This is a genomic window from Microcella daejeonensis, assembly GCF_026625045.1.
In the GTDB taxonomy this organism is placed as follows: domain Bacteria; phylum Actinomycetota; class Actinomycetes; order Actinomycetales; family Microbacteriaceae; genus Microcella; species Microcella daejeonensis.
In genome coordinates, this window is the sequence record NZ_CP113089.1 from 222,782 (window position 1) to 240,211 (window position 17,430).

The following is a 17,430-nucleotide window of genomic DNA, read 5'->3' on the forward strand; positions in this document are numbered from 1 at the left end:
CTGCTCAGGCCGAGGGCGTGCTCGGGCGGCGCGCGCTCAGCACCGTCCACGCTTCGAGCGCGGCGGCCATCTCGGCCTGCTTCTTGCTCGTGCCCTCGCCCGAGGCGATCGACTCGCCGCCGAGCACCACGGTGGCGGTGAACCGCTTCGAGTGGTCGGGACCGGTGTCGCTGAGCTCGTAGATCGGAACGCCGTGACCGCGGCGGGCCGCGAGCTCCTGCAGCGAGGTCTTCGGATCCATCGCCGCACCGAACCGGTCGGGGTCGGCCAGCAGCGGGGCGATGAGGTGCAGCACGAGCGTCGTCGCGGCTTCGCCTCCGAGATCGATGTACGTGGCGCCGATGATCGCCTCGACCGTGTCGGCGAGGATCGACGACTTGTCGCGACCGCCCGTGAGCTCCTCGCCCTTGCCGAGCTTGAGGTGCGCGCCGAGGCCGATGCCCCGGGCGACCTCCGACAGGGCGACCGCCGAGACGAGGGATGCGCGCCGCTTGGCGAGGTCGCCCTCATCGAGGTGCGGGTACGAGGTGTACAGCATGACCGTGACGGCCTGGCCGAGGATCGAGTCGCCGAGGAACTCGAGCCGCTCGTTGTTGGCGACGCCGCCGTGCTCGTAGGCCCACGACCGGTGGGTGAGCGCGAGCTCCAGCAGTTCCGGCGCGATGGATACGCCGAGCGCGCCCGTGAGAGCGGTGCGATCGGGCTCGGGGCCGGATGCCGCTCTCACGGGCGTCGTGCGCTGCGTCGACAGGGTGCGGACGACTTAGACGTCGGCGACCTTGCGGCCCTTGTACTCGAGGAACAGCGGGGTGCCCGCGGAGTCCTCGACGACCTTGGCGCGGTGCGGAAGGCTGTAGACGACCTTGCCGTTCTCGATGGTCTTGACCAGCGTGGGGACCTCCGCCTTCCACTGCGAACGGCGCGCGTGGGTGTTGGCGCGGGACTTCTTCCGCTTCGGAACAGCCATGGTCTTCTTCTCTCTCTCACACGGGCGCGCATGCGCGCCGACGTTGTCTCAGTCTGCGGTCTCGGGGGTGGTGCGGGTCGTGGGGGTGTCGCTGGCGCCGGTCTCGGTCTCACCGGTACCGAAGCCCTGCAGCGCGGCCCAGCGCGGGTCGATCACCTCGCGCGGCTCGCGCCGCGGCTGGTCGGCCAGACGCTCACCGGTCTCGGGATCGAGTCCGGGGCAATCGGGGCGGCACACCGGTTGGAACGGCAGCGCCAGCACGACCGCGTCCCTGACCACGGGTTCACAATCCACGTGATCATCGTGAACCGTGTAGTCGAAGGCGTCGTCAGGAGAATACGCGAAAAGCTCCTGGAATTCGACTTCGAGCGGCAGGGCGACGGGGTCGAGGCAGCGCACGCACTCGCCGCGGGCGGTCGCGCCGATCGTGCCGCTCACGAGGATGCCCTCGTGCAGGCCCTCGAGCCGAAGGTCGAGCGTCATGGGCGCGCCGGCGGGCACGACGACCGCGGCGGCGCCGAGCTGCTCGGGCAGATCGAACGCCAGGGCGACCTCGCGCATCTCTCCCGGGCGGTGCACGAGATCGCGCACGCGGACGAGGTAGGGGCTTCTGGCGGCAGGCATAACGCTCCATCCTACGCCCTGGCGAGCCGGGCATCCATCACGCGGTGGATGCCCGGCGCGCGCCGGCGTCGGCTCAGCCCGCGGCGACCGCCGTGAAGGCCTCGTCGTAGGCGACGAGCGCCCGCTCGACCTCGGCCGGCGTGACGATGCACGGCGGCACGACGTGGATGCGGTTGTCGGCGGCGAAGGGCAGCACATGCCGGGCCATCAGCTCGGCCTTGAGGCGGCCGATGACGTCGGCGCCGACGGGTGCGCGGGTGCCGCGATCGGTGACGAGGTCGAGCGCCCAGAAGACGCCCATGCCGCGGACCTCGCCGATCATCGGGTGCTTCTCGGCGAGCGCGCGCAGGCCCGGGCCGAGGTGCTTCTCGCCGATCGTCTTCGCGTTCTCGACGATGCCCTCCTCGGTCATCGCGTCGAGCGCGGCGACGATGGAGGCCATCGCGAGGGGGTGGCCGGAGTAGGTCAGCCCGCCCGGGAACACGCGCTCGTCGAAGGCCGCCGCGATCGCGGGGCTGATGACGACGCCGCCCGCGGGCACGTAGCCCGAGTTGACGCCCTTCGCGAAGGCGATGAGGTCGGGGGTGGCGCGCGAGGGGTTGATGTCGGCGCCCTGCCAGGCGAACCACTCCCCCGTGCGGCCGAAGCCGGCCATGACCTCGTCGGCGATCCAGACGATGCCGTACCGGTCGCAGATCTCGCGCACGCCCTCGAGGTAGCCGACGGGCGGGGTCAGCACGCCCGCGGTGCCGGGCACCGACTCGAGCAGGATGGCGGCGATCGTGTCGGCGCCCTCGGCCTGGATGGTGCGCTCGAGGCTCCTCAGCGCGCGCTCGCACTCCTGCTCCGCCGTCTCGCTGTGGAACTCGCTGCGGTACAGGAACGGACCGAAGACGTGCACGTGCCCGAAGGCGTACTCGTTCGGGATGCGCCGCCAGTCGCCGGTCGAGGCGATCGCCGCGCCCGTGTTGCCGTGGTAGCTGCGGTACGTCGAGATGACCTTGTGGCGGCGCGTGGTGAGGCGGGCCATGCGGATGGCGTTCTCGATCGCGTCGGCGCCGCCGTTGGTGAAGAAGACCTTCGCGAAACCGGGGCCGGCCTTCTCGACGATGCGCTGCGCGGCCTCGCCGCGGGCGAGGTTGGCGTGCGAGGGCGCGACCGTGGCGAGCTCGGCGGCCTGCTTCTGGATGGCCGCGACGACCGTCGGGTGCGAGTGGCCGATGTTGGTGTTGACGAGCTGGCTCGAGAAGTCGAGGTAGCGCTCGCCGTCGTAGTTCCAGACCTCGCAGCCCGCGGCGCCGGCGACGACGAAGGGCTTCAGGGCGCCCTGCGCGCTCCAGGAGTGGAAGACGAACTCGCGATCGAGGGCGTAGGCGCGCTCGCCGTCGGCGGGGTCCAGCGCCGCGTGCGCCGCGGTGACGGGGGCCGCGGGAGCGGCGGGGGCGGGGTGCGACCGGTTCAGCGTGTCGGTCATCGGTATCGGTCCTTGGTGTCGAGGAAGACGGGGTCGTGGCCATTATCGCCGTCCACGGCCGTTCCGCGAGAGGTCGCACCGAGGTTCCTCGCGCGCAGACGCGCAGGACGGCATCACGCGTCGTGATGAATTCTCGATGAACGGAGGTCGCGCGCCTCGCGTCCGCGACTACCGTGAGCCCATGGTGCCCCTCGAGGTTCAGATCGCCGTTCTCGGACTCCTGCTGCTCGCCCTCGTCACGGCGGCGACGATCGCCCTCATCCGCCGCGCGACGAGACGTCGCCAGCAGGTGCGCGACGACACCCTCCGGGTCGGCGTCGAGCCCTCGCCCGATCCCGGGCAGGCCGCTGGTCGCGCCCAGGGCAAGGCCGCCTGGACGCTGCTGCCCGGTCCCTGAGACCCCGGCGCGGCACGACGATCGTGCGCGGCGCAGGCCCGCGCCCGTCCGTGCGCTATGACCCGTGCGCGCCGATTCCCTGAGCGCGCAGAAGTTGCGGGATGCGCTCGCGGAACGGGAAGAAGCCGCGCGTGGCGTGCGGCCAGGCTCGGGCATCCCACTCGCGGTGCAGGGGGACGAGGGGCAGGCCCTCCGGCGCGAGCTCGGCGGCCGCCCGGTCGAGCGCCGTGCGCGCGGCGCCGACGGGCGCGAGCGGCATGACGATCGCGTCGAGCTCGTGCCGCGCGGCCCAGGCCGCGATGGCGGGCGCCGTGAGGTCGTCGAGGCTCTCGGCGGGGGCGGCGTGGATGCTGGATGCGCGGTCGAGGCCGTCGGCGAGGGCATCCCGCTGGAAGTCGGCGACCATCGCGGCGGTGCCCTGCGCGGTGCGCTCCCGCCCGCGCGCCGGGGCCGCGACGGCCGCGATGCGCTCGACGCCCGGCAGCGTCTCGGGCGCGAGGTCGTCGTCGTGCAGCAGCAGCCCGAGCCGCCCGAGCGGCGCGGCGGCGGCCGGAGCGAGGGGCGCCGGGGTCGGCACCGGCTCGTCCTCCTCGAGCGCGGGCGCGACGGTCGCGAGGCCGCGAGGCCGGAAGCGGCCCTCGGTGTAGCGGGCGATGTTATCGGCGGTGGCGAGGTAGGTCTTGCCGCGCGTCTGCAGTCCGGCGACCCAGCGCCAGCTGAGCGTGTTGGAGGCGGGATCGCCGTCGAGCAGGTGGCGCAGGAAGAACTCGGCGCCGAGCTGCCAGGGCAGTCGCAGCGTGAAGATCCAGATGCTCGCGAACCACATGCGGGCGTGGTTGTGCAGGTACCCGGTGTCGACGAGCTCGCGGGCCCAGTCGTCGAAGCCCTCGATGCCGGCGCGGCCCTCCACGGCGGCGGCGAGCAGGGCCTCACCCTCCTCCCCCAACGATTCGCGGGCGGCGAGGGCGCCGTGCTCGTAGCGGGTGAAGACGCTCGGGCGCTGCTCGAGCCAGCCCTTCCAGTAGGTGCGCCAGTAGACCTCCTGCACGAACTTGTCCGCCGCCTGCAGGGAGTGCGTCGCGAGCACGTGCCGCACGACCTCCTCCTCGGTGACGAGGCGGTGGCGCAGGTACGGCGAGAGCTGCGAGACGGCGGGCTGCTCGTGCGGGCCTCGGTCGTGGTTGCGGTCGGCGGCGTAGCGGCGCCCGGCGAGCGGCGCGAATTCGTCGAGGCGGGCCAGACCGGCCGCGCGGGTGGCGGGGGCGAACGTCATGCCCCCAGCCTGCGCGGCCGGCCTGGGAGAACCCGCGGCGGCTAGTTGCCGCCCTCCAGCAGCTCGACGTCGATGGGCGCGAAGCTCTCGCCGTAGATGTCGACGCCCTCCTCCTCGAGCTCGGCGAGCGCCTGCTCGATGTACTCGTTGGTCCACGCGCTCGCCGGCGGCTCCTCGGTGATGAGGCGGGCGCCGGTCTCGTTCGTCGCGCTCAGCGCCGCGTCGACCGTGTTCTGGTACGCCGTCTCATCGATGAAGCCGATGCCGTTCGGGGCCGGCCAGATGAGCTTGTTCGTCTCGTTGACCATCCACAGCTCGTGGCTCGGGCCCCAGCCGCTGCCGGCGTCGATCGTGATCTGCGAGGCCTCCTCCGGGTTCTCGGCCGCGTAGACCCAGCCCTTGATGACGGCCTTGAGGAACGCGACCGTGGTCTCCTGGTACGCCTCGTCGCTCTCGAGCCGCTCGGTGTCGGCCCAGATCGCGTCCTGCAGCATGGCGCCGACGGTCTCCTCGTAGCTGATGACGTTCAGGTCCTCCTCGGTGTACAGCTCGCCCGTGTCGGGGTTCGTCGTCTCGAGCACCTGGGCGAACTCGTTGTAGGTCATCGCCTGCGCGGCGTCGATGTCGCCGCTGAGGAACGCGTTCATGTTGAAGTCCTGCGTGATGATCTCGACGCTCGTGGAGTCAAGGCCCTCCTCGGCCATGGCCGCGAAGATCTCCCACTCGTTGCCGAAGCCCCACGAGCCGATCTTCTTGCCCTCGAAGTCGGCGACCGACTCGATGCCGCTGTCGGCCCACGCCACCTGCAGCGTGCCGGAGCGCTGGAAGATCTGCGCGATGTTGGTGACGTTCGCGCCGGCCTCGATCGAGCCGAGCACCTTCGGCACCCAGGCGATCGCGTAGTCGACGTCGCCGTTCGAGAGGGCGTCCTGCGGCACGATGTCGCCGCCCGAGGGGATGATCTCCACGTCCAGGCCGGCCTCCTCGAAGTAGCCCTGCTCGGCGGCCGCGAAGTATCCGGCGAACTGGCCCTGCGGCAGCCACTGCAGCTGCAGCGAGACGGGCGTGAGCTCGTCGTCGCCGCCGGCCTCGCCGGGGGAACCGCTCGCGCAGGCGGTGAGGGCGAGCGCGGCGGTGAGACCGAGCGCGCTGAACGTCGCCAGGCGACGGGGGGTGCTGTGCTTCATGGCTGTCCTCTCGTGGATCACGGTGGTGCGGGATGCGGTGCGAAGGGATGGAGCGGTGATGCAGCGGTGCGGGAGGGGGTCGGTGGGTCAGCGGCGCCGCGAGACGGCGGTCTCGAGCGCGAGGGTGACGAGGTAGAAGGCGAGGCCGAGCAGGATCGCCGCGACGACGTAGGCCCAGGCGCGCGGGTACGCGCTCGAGGCGGCCGAGGTCGAGATGAGCCCGCCGAGCCCGCCGCGCGGACCGCCGAAGTACTCGGCGACGAGCGCCGAGATGACGGCGAGCGACGAGGCGAGGCGGATGCCCGTGAACGTGTACGGCGCCGCCGTGCGCAGCGTGATCGTGCGCATGATCTGCCAACGGCTCGCCGCGTAGGTGCGCAGGAGGTCGCGGTGCACGGGCTGGGTCTGCCGCAGGCCGCGCGCCGTCGTGATGAAGACCGGCACGAAGGCGGCGAGCCCCGCGATCAACTGGCGGCCGACCTGCGAGTCGGCGCCGAACATCGTGTTGAGCACGGGGGCGAGGGCGACGATCGGGATGACCGCGAGCGCCGCGACGACGGGCGCGAGCATGCCGTCCACCGGCCGGGCGCTCGATGCGGCGAGGGCGGCGAGAACGCCGAGCAGGGATCCGAGCACGAGGCCGAGCAGCGCGTTGAGGCCCGTGATGCCCGCCGCGCTCAGCATGGTCGGGGCGAACTCGACGATCTGCTCGCCGATCGCGGCCGGGCTCGGCAGCAGGTAGGCCTCGACGAGGCCCGAGCCGGCGAGCAGCTGCCAGACGCCGATCACCACGACGCCGAGCACGACGGGCGCGAGCACCCGCTGCGCGGCGTTCGGCGGGGCATCCCGCATCGGAGCGGCGGTCGCGGCGGTCATCGCGTCTCCACGCCGCGCGCCCCCGAGACCGGGGTGCCGTGCAGGGCCTCGCGCACCGCCGTGATCATCTCGAAGAAGGCGCCGTCCTCGCGCAGGTCGTCGGCGCGGTCGGCGGTGCGGCCGAGATTCATGGTCACGATGTCGGCGATGCGACCCGGGCGGGGCGACATGACGACGACGCGGTCGCTGAGGTAGACCGCCTCGGGGATGGAGTGCGTGACGAAGACGACGGCGGCACCCGTGTCGGCCGCGATGCGCAGCAGCTCGGTCTGCATGTACTCGCGCGTCATCTCGTCGAGAGCGCCGAAGGGCTCGTCCATGAGCAGCAGGGCGGGCTTCTTCGCGAGCGCGCGGGCGATCGCCACGCGCTGCTGCATGCCGCCCGAGAGCTGATCGGGGAACCGGTCGGCGAAGTCGCCGAGGCCCACGAGGGCGACGAGCTCGTCGACCCGGGCCGCGCGCTCGGCCGAGGGCGCCCCGGCGAGCTCGAGCGGCAGCGCGATGTTGCCGGCGACCGTGCGCCAGGGCAGCAGGCCCGCCTGCTGGAAGGCGATGCCGTACTTCTGATCGAGGCGCGCCCGGTGCGCGGAGGTGCCGAAGACCTCGACGGTTCCCGTGCTCGGGGCATCGAGATCGGCGATGAGCCGCAGCAGGGTCGACTTGCCGCAGCCGGAGGGGCCGATGAGCGAGACGAACTCGCCCGGCGCGACGGCGAGGTCGATGCCCGTGAGCGCCGTCACCTCGCCGGCCTTCGTGGAGAAGACCTTGTCGACGGCGGTGACGGAGACGGCGGGGGCGACGGTGCTGGTGGCGGATGTCGCGGGAGTGGTGGAGGTCATGCCTGCTCCTCGGATCGTCGGTAGGTGCGGAGGATGATGCCGAGCAGCGCGACCGAGCCGGCCGCGATGAGCCCGAGGGCGACGGCGCCCGCGATGGGCGCCCAGGCCTTCGCCGGGTCGCCCGAGGCCTGCCCGGCGTACTGGATGACGAGGCGGCCGATGCCGCCCTGCAGGCCCGTCGACACCTCGGCGACGACGGCGCCGACGACGGCGTTCGCGGCGGCGAGGCGCAGGGCCGGCAGCAGGTAGGGCACGGCGGCGGGGAACCGCAGGCGCGTGAGCGTCTGCCACCAGCCGACCGAGTAGGTGTGCATGAGCTCGAGATGGATGCGATCGGGCGCCTGCAGCCCGCGCAGGGCGCCGACGGCGACGGGGAAGAAGGCCAGGTAGCTCGCGATGACCGCGACCGACATCCAGTCCTGCCACTCGAGCGCACCGATCTCGATGCGGGACCCCCAGCTGCGCACGAGCGGTGCGAAGGCGATGAGCGGCACCGTCTGGCTCAGCACGATCCACGGCAGGAGCGCCGACTCGGCGATGCGCCACCGCTGCATGACGACGGCGAGGGCGACGCCCACGACGACTCCGACCACCCAGCCCGCGGCCGCGATGCCCAGGGTCAGCGAGGCCGCGAGCACGATCTCGAGCCAGAGCGGGTTGGCGCCCTCGGCGCGCGTCACCGGCTCGAGCATCCTGCCCGCCATCTCCCACAGGTGCGGCATGGCGAGATCGCTGGTGCGCGGCAGCACGCGGATGCCCGCCACGACCACCCCGTCGGCGGGGCCGAGCGCCTTGTACGCCTCCCACAGGATGCCCAGCGCGAAGAGCCCCGCGAGCCCCCATCCCCACACCCGCAGTCGGGCGCCGCGATCGCGCGCGCGCCGACGAGGCGGAACGAGCGCGATCGCGGCCTCCGTCATGCCTTCGCCCGCTTGGGAGCGTTGATCGCGGGGATGATGCGCTCGCCGTACACGCGGAGGGTCTCCTCCTTGTTGTCGTGCTGCAGGTACCCGGCGAACTGGTCGACGCCGAGCTCGCGCAGGGCCTCGAGCTTCTCGATGTGCTGCTCGGCGGAGCCGAGCACGCAGAACCGGTCGACGATCTCGTCGGGCACGAAGTCGACGTGGTCGTTGCCCGCCTTGCCGTGACTGTTGTAGTCGTAGCCCTCGCGCCCGGCGATGTAGTCCGTGAGCGCCGACGGCACCTCGCTGCCGGCGCCGTGCTTGGCGACGATGTCGGCGACGTGGTTGCCGACCATGCCGCCGAACCAGCGGCACTGGTTGCGCATGTGATCCCAGTCGGTGCCGACGTACATCGGCGCCGCCACGCAGAACTTCACGGCCATCGGATCGCGCCCGGCGTTGTCGGCCGCCGTGCGCACGGTCTCGATCATCCACTTGGCGATGTCGAGGTCGGCCAGCTGCAGGATGAAGCCGTCGCCGACCTCCCCGGTGAGCTTGAGCGCGAGCGGGCCGTAGGCGGCCACCCACATCTCGAGCTCGCTGCCCGTGCTCCACGGCAGTTGCAGCGTCGCCCCGTGGTACTCGACGGCGCGGGAGTTCGCGAGCTCGCGGATCACGTGGATCGACTCGCGCAGCTCGGCGAGGGTCGTCGGCTTGCCGTTGGTGACGCGCACCGCCGAGTCGCCGCGGCCGATGCCGCAGACGGTGCGGTTGCCGTACATCTCGTTGAGCGTGGCGAAGGTGCTCGCCGTCACCGTCCAGTCGCGCGTGGCGGGGTTGGTGACGAAGGGGCCGACCTTCACCCGGTGGGTCTCGGCGAGGATCGCCGAGTAGATGACGTAGGGCTCCTGCCAGAGGATGTGCGAGTCGAAAGTCCACACGTGGCTGAAGCCGTGCTGCTCGGCGAGCTTGGCGAGGTGCACCGTGCGCGACGCCGGCGGGTTGGTCTGGATGACTGCTCCGAAGTCCATGGCTGCTCCTCTCCTCTACCCCAGGTACTGCGACAGGCCGCGGCGCAGGTACTGCCCGTGGCCGGCGCGGCCGTGGAAGGCGTCGTCGCGGATGACGATCGAGCCGCGGCTGATGACCGTGTCGACCTTGCCGTCGATCTCGAAGCCCTCCCAGGCCGCGTGATCCATGTTCATGTGGTGCTTCTTGCCGGTCGGCCGGCCCTCGGCGTCGACGGGCATGCCGATGCTCGTGTGGCCGTTCGGGTCGTAGATGACGACGTCGGCGTCGGCGCCCGGGGCGATCACGCCCTTGCGGCCGTAGAGGCCGAACATGCGCGCCGGGGTCGTGCTCGTGAGCTCGACCCAGCGCTCGAGGGTGATCTCGCCCGTGACGACGCCCTGGTACATGAGATCCATGCGGTGCTCGACCGAGCCGATGCCGTTCGGGATCTTCGAGAAGTCGCCGAGCCCGAGCTCCTTCTGGCCCTTCATGCAGAAAGGGCAGTGGTCGGTCGAGACCATCTGGATGTCGTTGGTGCGGAGGCTCCGCCACATGTGGTGCTGGTGGCCCTCCTGCTTCGACCGCAGGGGCGTCGAGCAGACCCACTTGGCGCCCTCGAAGGCCCCGAACTCCTCACTGGATGCTCCGAGCTGGTCCTCGAGCGAGAGGTACAGGTACTGCGGGCACGTCTCGCCGAACACGTTCTGCCCGACGTCGCGCGCGGCCGCGAGCTGCTCGACCGCCTGCTTGGCGCTCACGTGCACGACGTAGAGCGGGGCGCCGGTGAGGTTGGCGAGCATGATCGCGCGGTGCGTCGCCTCCTCCTCCATCTGCCAGGCGCGAGCGACCCCGTGGTAGTAGGGGTCGGTCTTGCCCTGGGCGAGCAGCTGCTCGACGAGCACGTCGATGGCGGGGCCGTTCTCGGCGTGCATCATCGTCATGAGCCCGGTGTCCGCGGCGACCTGCATGGCGCGCAGGATCTGCGCGTCGTCGCTGTAGAAGACGCCCGGGTAGGCCATGAAGAGCTTGTAGCTCGTGATGCCCTCGTCGATGAGCTTCGGCAGCGCGGCGAGCGAGTCGGCGTCGACGCCGCCCACGATCTGGTGGAAGCCGTAGTCGACGGCCGCGTTGCCCGCCGCCTTCTCGTGCCAGGCGGCGAGCCCGTCGAACACCTTCTGCCCCGCGGTCTGCACCGCGAAGTCGATGATGCTCGTCGTGCCGCCCCAGGCGGCCGCGATCGTGCCGGTCTCGAAGGTGTCGATCGCCGCGGTGCCGCCGAAGGGCAGCTCCATGTGGGTGTGCGCATCGATCCCGCCCGGGATGACGTACTTGCCCGTCGCGTCGATGACGGTGTCGACGCTCGCGGTCAGATCGTGCCCGAGCAGGGTCGAGCCCGGCTCGAGCACGGCGACGATGCGCTCGCCGTCGATGAGGACGTCGGCGGCCGTGCGCCCGGTGGCGCCCACGACCGTTCCGCCCGTGATGAGGATGGTCATCGCAGTTCTCCTGGAGTCGTCGGTCGGGCTACGGGCGCGTGGTCGCGGTGTAGGAGTCGGGTCGACGATCCCGGTAGAACTGCCAGTTGTTGCGCACCTCGCGGATGAGGTCGAGGTCGAGATCGCGCGTGACGGTCTCGGTCTGATCCTGGCTCGCGACCTCGCCGACGTAGTTGCCGCGCGGGTCGACGAAGTAGCTCGAGCCGTAGAAGGTGACCGCGAGGTCGCCGAACTCGTCGCTCTCGGTGCCGATGCGGTTGTTGGCGCCGATGTAGTACTGGTTCGCAGCCGCGGCGGCGGGCTGCTCGAGCTCCCACAGGCGGTTGGATAGACCGGGCTTGGTGGCGCTCGGGTTGAAGACGATCTCGGCGCCGTTCAGGCCCAGCTCGCGCCATCCCTCGGGGAAGTGCCGGTCGTAGCAGATGTAGACGCCGACCTTGCCGACGGCGGTGTCGAAGACGGGGTAGCCGAGGTTGCCGGGGCGGAAGTAGAACTTCTCCCAGAAGCGGTCGAGGTTGGGGATGTGGTGCTTGCGGTACTTGCCGAGGATGGTGCCGTCGGCATCCACGACCACGGCGGTGTTGTAGTAGACGCCGGGCATGTCCTCCTCGTAGATGGGGAGGACGATGACCATCTTCAGCTCCTTCGCGAGGGCGGCGAAGCGCTGCACGATGGGCCCGTCAGCGGGTTCCGCGTAGTCGTAGTACTTCGCATCCTCGATGATGCCGAAGTACGGCCCGTAGAAGAGCTCCTGGAAGCAGATGATCTGCGCCCCGTCGGCCGCGGCATCGCGGGCCAGCTGCTCGTGCTTGTCGAGCATCGACTCCTTGTCGCCCGTCCAGGTGGTCTGAGTGATCGCGGCGCGAACCGTGGTCATGTGCATGTTCCCCTTTTCATCGTTGAACTGGGGCCAGTGTGCGAGAGCGCCGTTTCCGGCTCGTTTCGCCCAATGACGCGTGGGTAAAACCTAGGCCTCATCTGCGCATTCGGACAGGACGGCCCACATATGAGCGCTCGCCGCGGCGGCTAGCGTGGAGGCATGAGGATCGTGGTGCTCGCAGGCGGGGTCGGAGGCGCGCGGTTCGTGCGCGGAGTGCGCGAGGCGGTGCGGCGCGCGGCCCCCGGAGCGCCCCTCGCCGGCGCCGCGATCGACGTCATCGTCAACACGGGCGACGACTGGTGGCTCGCGGGCCTGCGCATCACCCCCGACCTCGATTCGATGCTCTACACGCTCAGCGGCCAGAACGACGAGGTGCGCGGCTGGGGCCGGGTCGGCGAGAGCGAGCGCGTCTCGGCCGAGCTGCAGGCCTACGGCGTCACCCCGCCGTGGTTCACGCTCGGCGACCTCGACCTCGGCACGCACATCGCCCGCACGGCGTGGCTGCGCGCGGGCGAGACGCCCTCCGAGGTGGTCCGACGTCTGCAGCAGCGCTGGGAGCTCGGCGTGACCCTGCACCCGGCGACCGACGACGAGGTCGACACGCACGTCGTCATCGCGGGCGACAGCGGTGCGGCATCCCCCGCGCGCGAGCTGCACTTCCAGGAGTGGTGGACCCGCTACCGCGCCTCGCTGCCGGCGGCCCGCTTCGTGCAGCACGGCATCGAGAGCGCGGCGCCCTCCCCTGGTGCGCTGGATGCCCTGCTCGACGCCGACCTGGTGCTCGTCGCCCCCTCCAACCCCGTCGTGTCGATCGGCACGGTGCTCGCCGTGCCCGGCATGCTCGACGCGATCGCCGCCGAGCGCGCCCCGATCGTCGGCGTCTCGCCGATCATCGCCGGCGCCGCCGTGCGGGGCATGGCCGATGCCTGCCTCAACGCGATCGGGGTCGCCACCGACGCGGGCGCCGTCGCCCGGCACTACGGGCTGCGCCGCGACGGCGGGCTGCTCGATGGCTGGCTCGTCGCCGAGGAGGACGCCGCGCTCGTCGCTCCGCTCGACGACGAGGGCTTCGCCGTGCGGGCGGTGCCGCTGTGGATGAACGACCTCGACACCGCCGCGGCGCTCGCCGAGCAGGCCGTCGCGCTCGGGCTCGAGCTGCGCGACGAGGACTGAGCGGCGCGGGAGGCCCCGGCCCGCGGCGTCGGCTCGGGCGGCTCGGATGAGCGCTCCGGCCCGAAACGCGCCCGACTCATGACGCGGGTAGGGTGACGACATCGACGCGGCGCACCCGGCATTGGGGGCGCCCCGGCCCGGCTTCTGCCCGGGCCACTCCCCGCGGGTCGCGCGCGCCCGCATCCCTCTCGGTCGCCCGCGGGCGCCCGCAGCCGACCACGGAGCCCTCGTGACCGACGCCGCCGCCTTCATCCCCACCGCCTCCGCCCTCTCGCGCGCGCTCAAGCGCGCCGAGTCGGGCGTGACCCTCGACGCCACCGAGGCCGAGACGCTGCTGCACGCGCGGCACGACGACCTCGGTCGGCTGCTCGCCGTCGCGAGCCGCGTGCGGGATGCCGGACTCGAGCGCGCCGGACGCCCCGGCGTCATCACGTACTCCCGCAAGGTGTTCATCCCCCTCACGCACCTGTGCCGCGACCGCTGCCACTACTGCGTCTTCGTGAAGACCCCGAACCAGCTCGAGAAGGAGGGCAAGGCGCCGTTCCTCAGCCCCGACGAGGTTCTCGAGGTCGCCCGCCAGGGCGCGGCGATGGGGTGCAAGGAGGCGCTGTTCACGCTCGGCGACCGCCCGGAGGACCGCTGGCCGGCGGCGCGCGAGTGGCTCGACGCGCACGGCTACGACTCGACGATCGACTACCTGCGGGCGATGTCGATCCGCATCCTCGAGGAGACCGGGCTGCTGCCGCACCTCAACCCCGGCGTCATGACGTGGGAGGAGATCCAGCGCCTCAAGCCGGTCGCGCCGAGCATGGGCATGATGCTCGAGACGACCTCGCGCCGGCTCTTCGAGACGCGCGGGCTCGCCCACTTCGGCAGCCCCGACAAGGATCCGGCGCTGCGGCTGCGGGTGCTCGAGGACGCCGGGCGCAGCAACGTGCCCTTCACCTCCGGCCTGCTGCTGGGCATCGGCGAGACCTATGCCGAGCGCGTCGACGGGATGTTCGCCCTGCGCGCCGTGGCCCGCCGCCACGGTTCGCTGCAGGAGGTCATCATCCAGAACTTCCGCGCGAAGCCGCGCACCGCGATGCGGGGCGCCGACGACCTGGAGCTGCAGGAGTACATCGCCTCGGTCGCCGTCGCGAAGCTCGTGATGGGCCCGGGTGCGCGCATCCAGGCCCCGCCGAACCTCACCGACGCCGAGGAGCTCGGCCTGCTGATCCGGGCCGGCATCGACGACTGGGGCGGCGTGAGCCCGCTGACCCCCGACCACGTGAACCCCGAGCGGCCGTGGCCGCAGATCGACGAGCTGGCGCGCCTGACCGCGCTCTCGGGCTTCGCGCTGCGCGAGCGCCTCACCGCGCACCCGCACTTCGTGCGCGCCGAGGAGCCGTGGATCGACCCGCGCGTGCTGCCCCACGTGCGCGCGCTCGCCGGGCCCGACGGCCTGGCCGACGAGTCGGCGATGCCGGTGGGCCTGCCGTGGCAGGAGCCCGACCCCGACTGGGCGGCCATCGGCGGCACCGGCCGCACCGACCTGCACGTCGAGATCGACACCGTCGGCCGCACGACGCAGACCCGCGGCGACTTCGAGGACGTCTACGGAGACTGGGCCGAGCTGCGCGAGACCGTCGGCGATACGCGCCGGTCGGCGTCGGGCTTCGCGGTGAGCGCTGGCGTGCGCGCGGTGCTGCGGCGCGCTGAGGATGCCCCTGCCGGGCTCTCCGACGCCGACTACCTGACCCTGCTCGACGCCGACGGGGCCGACCTCGACGCCCTCGCGGGTCTGGCCGACGCCGTGCGGCGCGACACGGTCGGAGACCGCGTCGGCTTCGTCGTGAACCGCAACATCAACTTCACCAACGTCTGCTACACCGGCTGCCGCTTCTGCGCCTTCGCGCAGCGGCGCACCGACGCCGACGCCTTCACGCTCTCGATGAAGCAGGTCGGCGACCGCGTCGACGAGGCGTGGAACCTGGGCGCGACGGAGATCTGCATGCAGGGCGGCATCCACCCGGATCTGCCGGGGACCGCGTACTTCGACCTCGCGCGCGAGGTCAAGAGGCGTCAGCCGGGCATCCACCTGCACGCCTTCAGCCCGATGGAGATCGTCAACGGCGCGACCCGCACGGGGCTGTCGTTCGAGGAGTTCCTGCGCGAGGCGCAGAGCGCCGGGCTCGACACGATCCCCGGAACGGCGGCCGAGATCCTCGACGACGAGGTGCGCTGGGTGCTCACGAAGGGCAAGCTGCCGGCGGCGACCTGGCTCGACATCGTGGGCACGGCGCACCGGCTGGGCATCCGCTCGTCGTCGACGATGATGTACGGCCACGTCGACAATCCCGCGCACTGGGTGGGCCACCTGCGCACGCTGTCGGCGCTGCAGGATTCCACCGGCGGGTTCACCGAGTTCGTGCTGCTGCCGTTCGTGCACGCGAACTCGCCCGTGTACCTCGCGGGCGTCGCGCGGCCGGGGCCGACGGCGCAGGAGAACCGGGCCGTGCACGCGGTCGCGCGGTTGATGCTGCACGGGCGCATCGACCACATCCAGACCTCGTGGGTGAAGCTCGGCACCGAGGGCACGCAGATGATGCTGCGCGGCGGGGCCGACGACGTGGGCGGCACCCTCATGGAGGAGACGATCAGCCGCATGGCCGGCGCCGACAACGGCTCGGAGAAGACCGTCGCCGAGCTCGAGGAGCTCGTCGGCGCGATCGGCCGCACCGCCTGGCAGCGCACGACGACCTACGGCGAGCCCTCCTCCGAGCGCATCGCCGCCGCGCAGGCGCACCGCACCTCGGGGTACGCGGCGACCGGCCGGCGGCTCGCGCTGTCGATCGCCGAGGTGCGCGCGGGGGCCTGAGCGGGGGCGGGCGGGGAGAGTGCGCGGCTCGTGCGTGGGCGCCGCGCAGTGCGGCCCCGGTGGCGTGCGGCTGAACGGCTCGGTGTCTGCGCGGCGGGGTGGCGCGAGGCTGACGCATGCCGCGGAGCGATGGGCGCGCGCGGACCTCGGGTGGTTGCCGGGGGCTGTCCGCGCTGATTCGACGCGGCCGGCGCGGGACTGCGTGCCCTCCAGCACGTCGGGCGCCGCACGATCGGCTCGAGGCCTCAGGTGCGCCGGATCCGCGGAGCGCCCCGCCGCCGCCTGATGATCGTCGCGAGCGACGTGGACGATGCGGACGGCACGGACGACACGGGGGGCACGGACGGCACGGACGGCACGGACGGCACGGACGGCACGGACGGAGCATTCGCCCCCGCGCTCCTTCCACTGTGCAGGACTTACTCGAGGTTCTATCGCGAAGTTCCTGCACAGTGGAAGGACCATGAGATGGCGTGCCACCCGCCGCGCCGGCGGGACATGAGGTCGGCAGCGCGGGAGGGCCGAGTCGAGAGGCCCTAGCGGCGAGGCGGGAGGGGACGAGGCCGAGGCCGAGCGGGACGAGAGAGACGAGAGAGACGAGAGAGACGAGAGAGACGAGAGAGACGAGAGAGACGAGAGAGACGACGTTACGGGGCGGTCCGCACCTCGGACGGCTCGCCGGCGGATCGGGTGCAGTCGGATAGCGCGCCGACGGATGCGGCGCCGACGGATGCAGCGACGCCGGATAAGGCACCGGCGGGTGGGACGCGGCGGGCGCCTCGCCGGAAGGCGGGGCGACATCGGACGGGGGCGCCGTCGGCTCGGACACGACGTAGCGCGGGGTCGACTGAGCGCGGACACGACGTAGCGCGGGGTCGACTGAGCGCGGGGCCGACTGAGTGCGGGGCCGACGGAGCGCGGGGCCGACGGAGCGCGGGGCCGACTGAGTGCGGGGCCGACTGAGTGCGGCGCCGACGGAGCGCGCGCGGGGCTGCGCCGGCGGGCCGACCGGCGTACGGTGTGCCGCATGCTGAAGATCTTCGTCAATCTGCCGGTGGCCGACGTGGGCCGCTCCCGGGCCTTCTACGAGGCCCTCGGCTTCACCATCAACGAGGCCTTCTCGGGCGAGAGCTCCGCCTGCGTCGTCATGAGCGACACCATCTACGCGATGGTCATGGAGCCGGACGACTTCGCCGCCTTCACCGATCTGCCCGTCGCCGACGCGCGCACCGCGACCGCGGCGATGTACGCACTCAGCGCCGACCGCCGCGACGAGGTGGATGCCCTCCTCGCGCGCGCCGTCGCCGCAGGCGGCACGGCCGCCCGCCCTCCCCGCGACCTCGGCTTCATGTACAGCGCCGACGTGCGCGACCCCGACGGCCACCACTGGGAGTTCTTCTGGATGGACCCGGTCGCCGCAGAGCAGGGGCCGCCCTCCTAGCCGTCGCGATCGAAGCGCGGCGTACGGCGC

At 72.0% G+C, this 17,430-nt stretch carries 16 protein-coding genes; 4 read left to right on the forward strand and 12 right to left on the reverse strand.

Annotated elements, in window-relative coordinates:
• Positions 1-4: 4 nt before the first annotated feature.
• The 4 genes from rnc to OVN18_RS01160 all read right to left on the reverse strand — a co-directional run bounded on the left by rnc (position 5) and on the right by OVN18_RS01160 (position 3,065).
• Positions 5-727 (reverse strand): ribonuclease III, encoded by a 723-nt coding sequence (gene rnc, locus OVN18_RS01145; protein WP_407666050.1) that lies wholly within the window; start codon positions 725-727, stop codon positions 5-7.
• 36 nt (positions 728-763) lie between these two features.
• A complete protein-coding gene (gene rpmF, locus OVN18_RS01150; protein ID WP_168916142.1) occupies positions 764-967 on the reverse strand; it encodes a 50S ribosomal protein L32 in 204 nt (67 codons plus the stop codon).
• Positions 968-1,015: 48 nt separating this feature from the next.
• Positions 1,016-1,591 (reverse strand): YceD family protein, encoded by a 576-nt coding sequence (locus OVN18_RS01155; protein WP_267737687.1) that lies wholly within the window; start codon positions 1,589-1,591, stop codon positions 1,016-1,018.
• Positions 1,592-1,664: 73 nt separating this feature from the next.
• Positions 1,665-3,065: an aspartate aminotransferase family protein gene (locus OVN18_RS01160; RefSeq protein ID WP_267781437.1), complete on the reverse strand. Its 1,401-nt coding sequence runs from the start codon at positions 3,063-3,065 to the stop codon at positions 1,665-1,667.
• A gap of 181 nt (positions 3,066-3,246) precedes the next feature.
• Here OVN18_RS01160 and OVN18_RS01165 point away from each other — a divergent pair, with 181 nt between their 5' ends.
• Positions 3,247-3,462 carry a hypothetical protein gene (locus OVN18_RS01165; protein WP_267737689.1) on the forward strand — a complete coding sequence of 72 codons (216 nt, stop codon included), beginning with the start codon at positions 3,247-3,249 and terminating at the stop codon, positions 3,460-3,462.
• Between the two features lie 55 nt (positions 3,463-3,517).
• Here OVN18_RS01165 and OVN18_RS01170 read toward each other — a convergent pair whose 3' ends face one another.
• The 8 genes from OVN18_RS01170 to OVN18_RS01205 form a co-directional block, all read right to left on the reverse strand.
• Positions 3,518-4,735: an FAD-binding domain-containing protein gene (locus OVN18_RS01170; protein ID WP_267781438.1), complete on the reverse strand. Its 1,218-nt coding sequence runs from the start codon at positions 4,733-4,735 to the stop codon at positions 3,518-3,520.
• Between the two features lie 41 nt (positions 4,736-4,776).
• The gene (locus tag OVN18_RS01175) at positions 4,777-5,922 is read right to left on the reverse strand and encodes an ABC transporter substrate-binding protein (RefSeq protein ID WP_267781439.1); all 1,146 of its coding nucleotides are present in this window, start codon (positions 5,920-5,922) and stop codon (positions 4,777-4,779) included.
• Positions 5,923-6,009: 87 nt separating this feature from the next.
• Positions 6,010-6,798 (reverse strand): ABC transporter permease, encoded by a 789-nt coding sequence (locus OVN18_RS01180; protein ID WP_267781441.1) that lies wholly within the window; start codon positions 6,796-6,798, stop codon positions 6,010-6,012.
• Positions 6,795-7,637 carry an ABC transporter ATP-binding protein gene (locus OVN18_RS01185; protein WP_267781443.1) on the reverse strand — a complete coding sequence of 281 codons (843 nt, stop codon included), beginning with the start codon at positions 7,635-7,637 and terminating at the stop codon, positions 6,795-6,797. Before OVN18_RS01185 ends, OVN18_RS01180 begins: the two co-directional genes overlap by 4 nt.
• Positions 7,634-8,557 (reverse strand): ABC transporter permease, encoded by a 924-nt coding sequence (locus OVN18_RS01190; protein WP_267781444.1) that lies wholly within the window; start codon positions 8,555-8,557, stop codon positions 7,634-7,636. The genes OVN18_RS01185 and OVN18_RS01190 overlap by 4 nt, the downstream gene beginning before the upstream one ends.
• Positions 8,554-9,570, reverse strand: a complete 1,017-nt coding sequence (locus OVN18_RS01195; RefSeq protein ID WP_267737696.1) for a TIGR03842 family LLM class F420-dependent oxidoreductase — start codon at positions 9,568-9,570, stop codon at positions 8,554-8,556. The genes OVN18_RS01190 and OVN18_RS01195 overlap by 4 nt, the downstream gene beginning before the upstream one ends.
• 15 nt (positions 9,571-9,585) lie before the next feature.
• Positions 9,586-11,046 (reverse strand): dihydropyrimidinase, encoded by a 1,461-nt coding sequence (gene hydA / locus OVN18_RS01200; RefSeq protein WP_267781445.1) that lies wholly within the window; start codon positions 11,044-11,046, stop codon positions 9,586-9,588.
• 28 nt (positions 11,047-11,074) lie between these two features.
• Positions 11,075-11,923, reverse strand: a complete 849-nt coding sequence (locus OVN18_RS01205; RefSeq protein ID WP_267737698.1) for a nitrilase-related carbon-nitrogen hydrolase — start codon at positions 11,921-11,923, stop codon at positions 11,075-11,077.
• Between the two features lie 162 nt (positions 11,924-12,085).
• On the opposite strand from OVN18_RS01205, the gene cofD reads away from it, so the two are divergent.
• From cofD to OVN18_RS01220, 3 genes are all read left to right on the forward strand, one after another.
• Positions 12,086-13,099, forward strand: a complete 1,014-nt coding sequence (gene cofD, locus OVN18_RS01210) for a 2-phospho-L-lactate transferase (protein WP_267781447.1) — start codon at positions 12,086-12,088, stop codon at positions 13,097-13,099.
• A 229-nt stretch (positions 13,100-13,328) separates the two neighbouring features.
• The gene (locus OVN18_RS01215; protein ID WP_267781449.1) at positions 13,329-15,959 is read left to right on the forward strand and encodes a bifunctional FO biosynthesis protein CofGH; all 2,631 of its coding nucleotides are present in this window, start codon (positions 13,329-13,331) and stop codon (positions 15,957-15,959) included.
• A gap of 1,027 nt (positions 15,960-16,986) precedes the next feature.
• Entirely contained in the window at positions 16,987-17,400 is a 414-nt protein-coding gene (locus tag OVN18_RS01220; RefSeq protein ID WP_267781450.1) for a VOC family protein, read from the forward strand.
• The last annotated feature ends 30 nt before the right edge of the window (positions 17,401-17,430 follow it).

Excerpts from the sequence above, each read along its gene's own strand:
- rpmF (WP_168916142.1), bottom strand. The coding sequence starts at position 967 with ATGGCTGTTCCGAAGCGGAAGAAGTCCCGCGCCAACACCCACGCGCGC.
- OVN18_RS01155 (WP_267737687.1), bottom strand. The coding sequence starts at position 1,591 with ATGCCTGCCGCCAGAAGCCCCTACCTCGTCCGCGTGCGCGATCTCGTG.
- OVN18_RS01160 (WP_267781437.1), bottom strand. The coding sequence starts at position 3,065 with ATGACCGACACGCTGAACCGGTCGCACCCCGCCCCCGCCGCTCCCGCG.
- OVN18_RS01165 (WP_267737689.1), top strand. The coding sequence starts at position 3,247 with ATGGTGCCCCTCGAGGTTCAGATCGCCGTTCTCGGACTCCTGCTGCTC.
- OVN18_RS01170 (WP_267781438.1), bottom strand. The coding sequence starts at position 4,735 with ATGACGTTCGCCCCCGCCACCCGCGCGGCCGGTCTGGCCCGCCTCGAC.
- OVN18_RS01175 (WP_267781439.1), bottom strand. The coding sequence starts at position 5,922 with ATGAAGCACAGCACCCCCCGTCGCCTGGCGACGTTCAGCGCGCTCGGT.
- OVN18_RS01180 (WP_267781441.1), bottom strand. The coding sequence starts at position 6,798 with ATGACCGCCGCGACCGCCGCTCCGATGCGGGATGCCCCGCCGAACGCC.
- OVN18_RS01185 (WP_267781443.1), bottom strand. The coding sequence starts at position 7,637 with ATGACCTCCACCACTCCCGCGACATCCGCCACCAGCACCGTCGCCCCC.
- OVN18_RS01190 (WP_267781444.1), bottom strand. The coding sequence starts at position 8,557 with ATGACGGAGGCCGCGATCGCGCTCGTTCCGCCTCGTCGGCGCGCGCGC.
- OVN18_RS01195 (WP_267737696.1), bottom strand. The coding sequence starts at position 9,570 with ATGGACTTCGGAGCAGTCATCCAGACCAACCCGCCGGCGTCGCGCACG.
- hydA (WP_267781445.1), bottom strand. The coding sequence starts at position 11,046 with ATGACCATCCTCATCACGGGCGGAACGGTCGTGGGCGCCACCGGGCGC.
- OVN18_RS01205 (WP_267737698.1), bottom strand. The coding sequence starts at position 11,923 with ATGACCACGGTTCGCGCCGCGATCACTCAGACCACCTGGACGGGCGAC.
- cofD (WP_267781447.1), top strand. The coding sequence starts at position 12,086 with ATGAGGATCGTGGTGCTCGCAGGCGGGGTCGGAGGCGCGCGGTTCGTG.
- OVN18_RS01220 (WP_267781450.1), top strand. The coding sequence starts at position 16,987 with ATGCTGAAGATCTTCGTCAATCTGCCGGTGGCCGACGTGGGCCGCTCC.